Origin of the sequence: Kineococcus vitellinus, from assembly GCF_009906315.1 — a bacterium.
Taxonomy (GTDB): Bacteria; Actinomycetota; Actinomycetes; order Actinomycetales; family Kineococcaceae; genus Kineococcus; species Kineococcus vitellinus.
This window is the reverse complement of the sequence record NZ_JAAALL010000093.1, coordinates 5,182-14,511: the sequence shown is the minus strand read 5'-3', so window position 1 is coordinate 14,511 and position 9,330 is coordinate 5,182. Positions and strand designations below refer to the sequence as shown.

The following is a 9,330-nucleotide window of genomic DNA, read 5'->3' as shown; positions in this document are numbered from 1 at the left end:
AGGTGGCCGTCGCCGCCGCCTCAGGGGGTGGAGACGAAGATGTGCACGGCCTCGGCCGGGGACAGGTCCACGACGGCGCCGGCGACGGCCACCTCGACGGCGTGCGCGGAGGCCTTGGCGACGACCTCCGCGCCGGGCAGCAGGCCGGCGGCGTGGAAGCGCGCCATGAGGGCCACGTCGGTCTGCAGCGGCTCGCCCAGGCGGCGCACGACGACGGGCCGCCCCTCGACGTCGGCGCTGGTCAGGGGCGCGACGCCCTCGCGGAAGGCCTCCGTCGCGCAGTCCTCCCCCAGCTCCTCCAGCCCCGGGATCGGGTTGCCGTAGGGGTCGAAGTGCGGGTGGTCGAGGATCGAGACGAGCCGCTTCTCGACCTCCTCGGAGACGACGTGCTCCCAGCGGCAGGCCTCCTCGTGCACGAGGCTCCACTCCAGGCCGATGACGTCGGTGAGCAGCCGCTCGGTGAGCCGGTGCTTGCGCATGACGCGCATGGCCTTGGAGCGGCCGGCGTCGGTGAGCTCGAGGCGTCGGTCGGTGCCCACGTGCAGCAGGCCGTCGCGCTCCATGCGCGCGACGGTCTGCGAGACGGTGGGGCCGGAGTGGTGCAACCGCTCGGCGATGCGAGCGCGCATCGGCACGATGCCTTCCTCTTCCAGTTCGAAGACCGTCTTGAGGTACATCTCGGTGGTGTCGATGAGATCGCTCACACGCGGCATTGTCGTTCATCGGCGGCGGTGCTCACACCCCCTGCGCCCGCACCCCCCGGCCCGCGCCGCCGCTCGCCGCGCAGGTGTCGGCGCCCGCGGCTAGCGTCCGACGACGTGACGAGCGTGCTGTGGTTCCGCCGCGACCTGCGCCTGCGCGACCACCCGGCGCTGCTGGCCGCGGCCGCCGAGGGGCAGGTGCTGCCGCTGTTCGTGCTGGACCCGGCGCTGTGGGGGCCCTCCGGGGACGTGCGCCGCGCCTACCTGCTGCGCTCGCTGCGGGCGCTGGACGCCGACCTCGGGGGCCGGCTCGTGGTGGAGCGGGGGGACCCGGTGCAGGTGGTGGCGCGGGTCGCCGAGCGCGCCGGCGCCCGGCGGGTGCACGTCACGGCCGACGCCGGCCCGCACGGGCGCCGCCGCGACGAGGCCGTGGAGCGGGCGCTGGCGGCGCAGGGCCGCGAGCTGGTGCGCACCGGCACGCCGTACGCGATCGGGCCGGGCACGCTGCTCACCGGCGCGGGCCGGCCCTTCCAGGTCTTCACCCCCTTCTCGCGCGCCTGGCGCGCGCACGGCCTGCCGGGGCCGGCGGACGCGCCGGGGCGGGTGCGCTGGGTGCGCGACGGCGGCGAGGGCGTCGGCGGGCGCGACTGGCCGCAGGAGCCGGACACCGGGGTCGCGCTGCCCGAGGCCGGGGAGGGCGCCGCCCTGGCCCGCTGGGCCTTCTTCCGCGAGCACGCGCTGGCCGCCTACGACGAGCAGCGCGAGCGCCCCGACCACGACGGCACCTCCCAGCTCTCGCACGCGCTGAAGTGGGGGGAGGTGCACCCGCGCACCCTGCTGGCCGGCCTGGACGGCGAGCAGGGCCCCGGCGCGGAGGGCTACCGCACCGAGCTGTGCTGGCGCGACTTCTACGCCGACGTCCTGTGGCACCGCCCGGAGACGGCGCGCACGTACTACAAGCAGCAGCTGGCCGACCTGCGCTACGAGAGCCCGGACTCGGAGCTCTTCCGCGCCTGGTGCGAGGGCCGCACCGGCTACCCGCTCGTGGACGCCGGGATGCGGCAGATGCGCAGCGTCGGCTGGATGCACAACCGGGTGCGCATGATCGTGGCCAGCTTCCTCGTCAAGGACCTGCACGTGGAGTGGATGCACGGCGGCCGGGAGTTCATGCACCGGCTGCGCGACGCGGACCTGGCCAGCAACATGCACGGCTGGCAGTGGGTCGCGGGCTCGGGCACCGACGCCGCCCCGTTCTTCCGGGTGTTCAACCCGGTGACGCAGGGGCTGCGCTTCGACCCCGAGGGCGAGTACGTGCGCCGGTTCGTGCCCGAGCTGCGGCACCTGCCCGGCAAGCGCGCGCACACCCCGTGGGAGGTGGCCGACGGCTACGCCCACGGCTACCCCGAGCGCATCGTCGACCACGCCCACGAGCGCGAGGTGGCGCTGGCCGAGTACGCCCGCGTCCGCCGCGGCGGGGGTCCGGGCGGGGGCTAGGGCTGCGGGTCGCGGGCGTCGTAGCGCGTGAAGCGCCGCTGCCAGCGGGCCAGGGCGAGGACGGCCGCCACGCAGGCCAGCCCGCCGGCCAGCGCCGCCAGGCCGTCGCCGACGGCCTCGGCGGTCGAGCCGAGCACGAGGTCGCCCAGGCGCGGGCCGCCGGCGACGACGACGATGAAGACGCCCTGCAGCCGCCCGCGCAGCGCGTCCGGCGTGGCCACCTGCAGGATCGTGCCGCGGAAGATCGAGCTGACGGCGTCGGCGGCGCCGGAGACGGCCAGCAGCAGCGCGCACGCGGCCAGCCGCCAGTCGGCGCCGGCGGGGGCCCAGACGAGCACGGCGCCGAAGGCGGCCACGGCCGCGCCGTAGACGGCGACGCAGCCGACGACGACGGCGCCCTGCCGGCGCACCGCCCCCAGCGGCCCGGAGAACAGCCCGGCCAGCACCGAACCCAGCGCGAACCCGGCGCCGAGCACGCCGACGGTGCGCGCTCCCCCGCCCAGCACCGTCGCGGCGATCGCGGGGTAGAGCACCCGCGGCATGGCGAAGACCATGGCGCACAGGTCGACGAGGAAGGTCATGCGGATGGTGGGGCGGGTGCCCAGGAAGGCGATGCCCTCCAGCACCGAGCGCAGCCCGGGCCGGTGGGTGGCGCCCCCGTCCTGCGGCGGCATGGCCGGCAGCCGCCACACCCCGGCCAGCGCGGCCACGAACGTCACGGCGTCGACGGTGTAGGCGGCCTGGAACCCCCAGGCGCCCACGAGGAAGCCGGCCAGCAGCGGGCCGGCGGTCAGCGCGATCGCGTTCGTCGTGCCGGACAGGGCGTTGGCCGCGGGCAGCTGCTCGCGCGGCACGATGCCCGGCACGATGGCCGAGCGGGCGGGGTTGTTGATCGCGAAGGCGGCGCTCTGCAGGGCGACGAGCCCGTAGAGCAGGCCGGCGGAGTCCACGTGCAGCCAGGCCTGGGCGGCGATCGCGACGGCCAGCACCCACAGCGCCAGCGAGGCCAGCAGCGCCACGCGGCGGCGGTCGTGGGAGTCGACGAGGGCGCCGCCGTAGAGGCCGAGGGCGATCAGCGGGACGAGGGCGAAGAGGCCCACGAGGCCGACGGCGAAGGTGGAGGAGGTGAGGGCGTAGACCTGCAGCCCGACCGTGACGACGGTCAGCTGGGTGCCCACCGCGGCCAGGGACTGCCCGATCCACAGCCGCCGGAAGGCGGGGACCTCGCGCAGCGGCGTCGTGTCGGCCAGGAACCGGCGGCGGGAGCGGGTCGGACCGGGCGCCGCCGGTGGTGGGCTCACCCCGTCAGGATAGGTGGTGGCCCGGGGCCACCTGCCGGGGTGCCCGCGGGCGCGGGAAGTCCCCGGGCGCTTCCACCGCCGGCGATCGCGCCGTGGTGGGCCGGCTGGACTGGCCGGCGCCCGGGGACCCGGTGACTGCCTCGGATTCGCCGCGCTGCGCGGGGCGACCAGAGCGGTCCGCGTCCATCACGCAGCTGCTAGCGGGCAGCCACCTCACGCGTCCCAGAAGAAACCATGTTCTGGACCACCTCCTCTCCCGTGTACGTCAACGGTACGACCGCCCTCCGCCGGTTGTCACCTCGAATTCGCCGACAGCGATCGCCGGGCCCCCGGAGCGTCCCGGAGCGTCCCCGGCCGGCTCTTGTCGAGGCCGCCGCCCGTGCCCTACAGTCCTGACCCGTCGAGTTGTTGTCAGAACCACCCTTACTCTTTCCACCAGGATCGGAGCCGGCTCGCGGCATGGGCACGCACGGACAGGCGATCCTCGTCGCGGTCTCGACGGTGATCTTCGCCCTGCTCCCCGACCGCGGCGGCGAGGTGCGGGTGCACCTGCCGCTGGTGCGCCGCACCCGCGACCCCTTCGGCGGCCGCTGGGCGCTGCCGGGCGGGTGGGTGCGCACCGGGGAGAGCCTGTCCGACGCGGGCCGGCGCACGCTGGCCGACACCACGGGGCTGCGGCCCAGCTACCTGGAGCAGCTCTACACCTTCGGGCGCCCCGACCGCTCCCCCGGCCAGCGCGTGGTCTCCGTCGTCTACTCCGCCCTCGTGCGCAACCACGAGGCGGCCGCCGCCGCCGAGGGCGAGAACGTGCGCTGGACCTCGGCCGACGACTGCACGGGCCTCGCCTTCGACCACGACGAGGTCGTGCAGTACGCGCTGTGGCGGTTGCGGACCAAGGTGCAGCACGCGCACGTGGCCCTGCACTTCCTCGGCGAGCAGTTCTCCCTCGCGCAGCTGCGCGAGGTGCACGAGGCGATCCTGCAGCGCCCCCTGGACCCGGCGAACTTCCGCCGCCAGGTGGAGAGCTCCGGGACCATCGTCCCCACCGGGGAGCGCCAGACGGGCGGCCGGCACCGGCCGCCGAAGCTGTACCGGGCCGTGGTGCCGGAGGGTTCGGCCGGCCCGCTCATGACCGCCGGGCCGCTCGCGTAGCGACCCGCAGCAGACCCCTCGCAGAGAGAGCCCAGCCGATGGCGTCCGTCCCCACCCAGATCGCCCTGCTCGCCCGCACCCCGGGCGGTGCGGACAGCACGTGCGACCCCGACCTGCCCACCGGGCCGTGGCAGTTCGACGCCGTCCCGGGCGCTCCCCTGCCGCTGCCCACCTACGGCGCCGGCGCCTCCCGGCAGGACCCGGTGCCCGCCGGATCACCCGTGCAGCAGCAGATCCCCGCGCAGTACCGGCTGCTGGCGACCGAGGAGCTGCACCGGCGCATCGCGGCCGCCAAGGAGCGGCTCGGCAGCAGGGTGGCGATCCTCGGCCACGCCTACCAGCGCGACGAGATCGTCCAGCACGCCGACTTCGTGGGCGACTCCTTCCAGCTCGCGCAGCAGTCGCAGGCCTGTCCCGAGGCCGAGGCGGTCGTCTTCTGCGGCGTGCACTTCATGGCCGAGACCGCCGACCTGCTCACCGCCCCCGACGTCCCGGTGGTCCTGCCGAACCTCGCGGCCGGCTGCTCGATGGCCGACATGGCCGACATCGACGCCGTCACCGCCTGCTGGGAGCAGCTGGCCGCCGTCTACGGGACCGCGCCGGACGCCGAGGGGAAGGTCCCCGTCGTCCCCGTGACGTACATGAACTCCGCCGCCGCCCTCAAGGCGTTCTGCGGTGCGCACGGCGGCATCGTCTGCACCTCCTCCAACGCGCGCGAGGTGCTGGAGTGGGCCTTCGAGCGCGGGCGGCGCGTGCTGTTCTTCCCCGACCAGCACCTGGGGCGCAACACCGCCAAGGCCATGGGCGTGCCGCTGGAGCGGATGCCGCTGTGGGACCCCCGCAAGCCCCGCGGCGGGAACTCCGAGGAGGCGCTGCTGCGGGCCCGCGTCCTGCTGTGGCGCGGCTGGTGCTCGGTGCACCAGCGCTTCACCGTGGAGCAGATCGCCGCGGCCCGCGCCGCGAACCCCGACGTGCGCGTGGTCGTGCACCCCGAGTGCCCCGTCGAGGTCGTCGACGCCGCCGACGAGTCCGGTTCCACCCGCTACATCCAGCAGGTGGTCGACGCCGCACCGGCCGGCACGGCCTTCGCCGTGGGCACCGAGGTCAACATGGTGCGCCGGCTGGCCGACAGCCGCCCGGACCTGACGATCTCCTGCCTGGACCCCGTCGTCTGCCCCTGCTCGACGATGTACCGCATCCACCCCGCCTACCTGGCCTGGGTGCTGGAGGCGCTCGTGCGCGGGGAGGTCGTCAACCGGGTGCGGGTGCCCGACGAGGTGGCGCGCGAGGCCCGCACCGCCGTCGAGCGCATGCTCGCCGTCCGCCCGTGAACGCGCTCCCGGACTGCGACGTCCTCGTCCTGGGCGCGGGCGTCGCGGGGATGACGGCCGCGCTGGAGGCCGCCCGCACCCGCCGCGTCGTGCTGGCCACCAAGACCGTGCTCGGCGACGGCAGCACCCGCGCCGCCCAGGGCGGCATCGCCGTGGCGACCGGCGCCGACGACGTCGGCGCCCACGTCGCCGACACCCTCGCCGCGGGCGCCGGGCTCACCGACCCCGCCGCGGCCCGGGCGTTCTGCGCCGACGGCCCGGTGGCGGTGCGGGTGCTCGCCGAGCGCGGCGTCGCCTTCGACCGCGACGGCGAGGGGCGCTGGGCCCTCGGCCTGGAGGCCGCGCACTCCAGGGCGCGCGTGCTGCACGCCGGCGGCGACCGCACCGGGGCGGCGGTCTCGGCGGCCCTGGCCGCGGCCGTGCGGCGCAGCGCGGTCACCGTGCTGGAGGACGCGTTCCTGCTCGACCTCGTGCTCGAGGACGGCCCCGCCGGGCGCACCGTCGTCGGCGCGGACCTGCTCCTCGCCGACGCCGGCGCGCCCGGTGGCGAGCGCGAGCTGCGGCTGCGCGCGGGCGCCGTCGTCCTGGCCACCGGCGGGGCCGGGCAGCTGTTCAGCCGCACGAGCAACCCCGCCGTCGCCACCGGTGACGGCGTGGCCGCCGCCTGGCGGGCCGGGGCGCAGCTCGGCGACCTGGAGATGTACCAGTTCCACCCCACCGTGGCCGCGCTCGGGCACGGGTCGGCGTTCCTGGTCTCCGAGGCCGTGCGCGGCGAGGGCGCGCTCCTGCTCGACGCCGCCGGGCACCGCTTCATGCCCGCGCTGGACCCGCGCGCCGAGCTGGCCCCGCGCGACGTCGTCGCCCGCGGGGTGGCCGCCGCGGTCGCCGCGCACGGCGGCCGCCCCGCGCTGCTGGACGCCACCGGCGTCGCCGCCCGCCTGGGCGTGCCGTTCGCGCAGCGCTTCCCCGGCATCGACCGCCTGTGCCGCGAGGCCGGCCTCGACCCCGCGACCGAGCCGGTGCCGGTCACCCCGGCCGCGCACTACTGGATGGGCGGGGTGCGCACCGACCTCGACGGCCGCACCAGCCTGCCGGGGTTGTGGGCCGCCGGGGAGGTGGCCTGCACGGGCCTGCACGGGGCGAACCGGCTGGCCTCCAACTCGCTGCTGGAGGCGCTGGTGGCCGGTGGCCGGGTCGCGGCCGCCACCGCGCGCGGCGGCGGACCGGCGCGCTTCCCCGGCGACGAGCTCGTGCAGCTGACCGGCCCGTCCGTGCCGGTGGCCTCCCACGTGCCCCGCCGCGAGGTGCAGGCGGTGATGACCGAGCACGCCGGCCTCGTGCGCGACGGCGCCGGGCTGGAGGTGGCGGCCAAGCTGCTCACCCCCGGCGAGGCCCCCCTGCAGCTGGGGGCCGGGCCGGCCGACGGCGTCCCCCGCAGCACCCGCGAGGACGCCGGCCTGCTGCTGGCGGCGCGCCTGCTCGTGGCGGCCGCCACCGCCCGCGAGGACAGCCTCGGCGCGCACTTCCGCTGCGACCACCCGCACCCGCCCGCGACGGCCCGCCGCCGCACGTTCCGGAGGATCCCGTGAGCACCCCCGAGGAGACCGTCGTCGCCGCGGCGCTGGCCGAGGACGCCCCCTGGGGGGACGTCACCAGCGAGGCGCTGCTGCCGGCGTCCGCCGTCGCCGACGCCCAGCTCGTCGCCCGCGAGGGCGGGGTGCTGGCCGGCACCGCCGCGGCCCGCGCCGCCTTCACCCAGGCCGCCCGGCTGAGCGGCGGGCACCTGGAGCTGCTGGAGCTGGCCGCCGACGGCACCCGCTTCGCCGCCGGCGACGTCCTGGGCCGCGTGCGCGGCGGCGCGCGGGCGGTGCTGCGCGCCGAGCGCGTCGCGCTGAACCTGCTGCAGCACCTGTCCGGCGTCGCCACCCTGACCGCGCAGTTCGTCGAGGCGGTCGCCGGCACCGGCGCCCGGGTCGTCGACACCCGCAAGACGACCCCCGGGCTGCGGGCGCTGGAGCGTGCCGCGGTCCGCGCCGGCGGCGGGTCCAACCACCGCTGGTCGCTCTCGGACGCGGTGCTCGTCAAGGACAACCACCTCGCCGTCCTGCTCGCCGCCGGCACCGACGTGACGAGCGCGCTGCGCGCGGTGCGCGCGCGGGTCCCGCACACCACGCGCATCGAGGTGGAGGTGGACCGCCTGGAGCAGCTGGAGGCCGTCCTGGCCGCCGACGTGGACGTCGTGCTGCTGGACAACTTCCCCCTCGCCGAGCTCGCCGAGGGGGTGCGCACCGTGCGCGCGCGCTCGCGGGCGCTGGTGGAGGCCAGCGGCGGCGTGAGCCTGGCGACGGTCGCCGCGATCGCCCGCACCGGGGTGGACCTGGTCTCGGTGGGGGCGCTGACGCAGAACGCGCGCACCCTCGACCTCGGCCTGGACACCACCGTCGGCGCCACCGTCGGCGCCACCGCCGGCGACGTGGCGGGTGCCCGGTGACCTACCTCGACCACGCGGCCACCTCGCCGCCGCGGCGCGAGGTGCTGGAGGCGGTCTGGCCGTACCTGACGCGGGTCACCGGCAACCCCTCCAGCGCCCACGAGGCCGGCCGGGCTGCGAAGGCGGGCCTGGACGCGGCCCGCCAGGCGATCGCCGACGTGCTGGGCGCCCGCCCCGGCGAGGTGGTGCTCACCGCCGGGGGCACCGAGGCGGACAACCTGGCCGTCACCGGCATCGCGACGGCCGCCCCGCGCGGGCGGCACGTGGTCGTCTCCGCGATCGAGCACCCGGCGGTGCTGGAGACGGCGCGGGCCCTGCGGCGCAGCGGGTTCGCCCTGGACGTCGTGGGCGTCGACGCGGACGGCGTCGTGGACCTGGAGCAGCTGCGCGCCCTGGTGCGCCCGGACACGACGCTGGTGTCGGTGATGTACGCCAACAACGAGATCGGCACCGTGCAGCCGCTGGCGGAGGTCTCGGCGGTCTGCCGGCCGCTGGGCGTGCCGCTGCACACCGACGCCGTCCAGGCCGCCGCCCACCTGCCGCTGGACGTGGACGCCCTGGGCGTGGACGCGCTGTCCGCCTCGGCGCACAAGTTCGGCGGGCTGCGCGGGGCGGGGTTCCTGTGGGTGCGCTCCTGCGTGGCGCTGGAACCGCTGCTGCACGGCGGCGGCCAGGAGCGCGGCCGCCGCTCGGGCACCAGCGACGTCGCCTCGGCGGTCGGCACCGCCGTCGCCCTGCACGCCGCGCAGGCGGGCCGCGCGGCGGAGGCCGAGCGGCTGACCGCGCTGCGCGAGCACCTCGTCGAGGGCGTGCTGGCCTCGGTGCCCGGGGCCAGCACGCCCTCGACGAGGTGCTCGCGC

8 protein-coding genes are annotated in these 9,330 nt (G+C 77.0%); 6 read left to right on the top strand and 2 right to left on the bottom strand.

The features are described 5' to 3' along the window. Positions 1-20: 20 nt before the first annotated feature. Positions 21-704, bottom strand: coding sequence for an iron-dependent transcriptional repressor DtxR (locus tag GTQ99_RS10400; RefSeq protein WP_166615662.1), 684 nt, complete (start codon positions 702-704; stop codon positions 21-23). A gap of 114 nt (positions 705-818) precedes the next feature. Between GTQ99_RS10400 and GTQ99_RS10395 the strand changes: the two genes are divergently transcribed. Beyond that, a complete protein-coding gene (locus GTQ99_RS10395) occupies positions 819-2,195 on the top strand; it encodes an FAD-binding domain-containing protein (protein ID WP_166615661.1) in 1,377 nt (458 codons plus the stop codon). On the opposite strand, the gene GTQ99_RS10390 is transcribed toward GTQ99_RS10395, so the two are convergent. Beyond that, complete coding sequence (locus GTQ99_RS10390) at positions 2,192-3,496, bottom strand: MFS transporter (protein WP_166615660.1); 1,305 nt, start codon at positions 3,494-3,496, stop codon at positions 2,192-2,194. The two genes, GTQ99_RS10395 and GTQ99_RS10390, sit on opposite strands and share 4 nt — an antisense overlap. Before the next feature lie 459 nt (positions 3,497-3,955). Here GTQ99_RS10390 and GTQ99_RS10385 point away from each other — a divergent pair, with 459 nt between their 5' ends. The 5 genes from GTQ99_RS10385 to GTQ99_RS10365 form a co-directional block, all read left to right on the top strand. Beyond that, entirely contained in the window at positions 3,956-4,648 is a 693-nt protein-coding gene (locus GTQ99_RS10385) for an NUDIX hydrolase (protein ID WP_166615659.1), read from the top strand. 38 nt (positions 4,649-4,686) lie between these two features. Beyond that, a complete protein-coding gene (nadA, locus tag GTQ99_RS10380; RefSeq protein ID WP_166615658.1) occupies positions 4,687-5,979 on the top strand; it encodes a quinolinate synthase NadA in 1,293 nt (430 codons plus the stop codon). Further along, entirely contained in the window at positions 5,976-7,568 is a 1,593-nt protein-coding gene (gene nadB / locus GTQ99_RS10375; protein ID WP_205707190.1) for an L-aspartate oxidase, read from the top strand. The genes nadA and nadB overlap by 4 nt, the downstream gene beginning before the upstream one ends. Continuing rightward, positions 7,565-8,470: a carboxylating nicotinate-nucleotide diphosphorylase gene (nadC, locus tag GTQ99_RS10370; protein ID WP_166615657.1), complete on the top strand. Its 906-nt coding sequence runs from the start codon at positions 7,565-7,567 to the stop codon at positions 8,468-8,470. Before nadB ends, nadC begins: the two co-directional genes overlap by 4 nt. Beyond that, positions 8,467-9,330 (top strand): cysteine desulfurase family protein (locus GTQ99_RS10365; protein ID WP_338074893.1); only part of this gene is annotated, 864 nt, incomplete at its 3' end. The genes nadC and GTQ99_RS10365, both read left to right, overlap by 4 nt.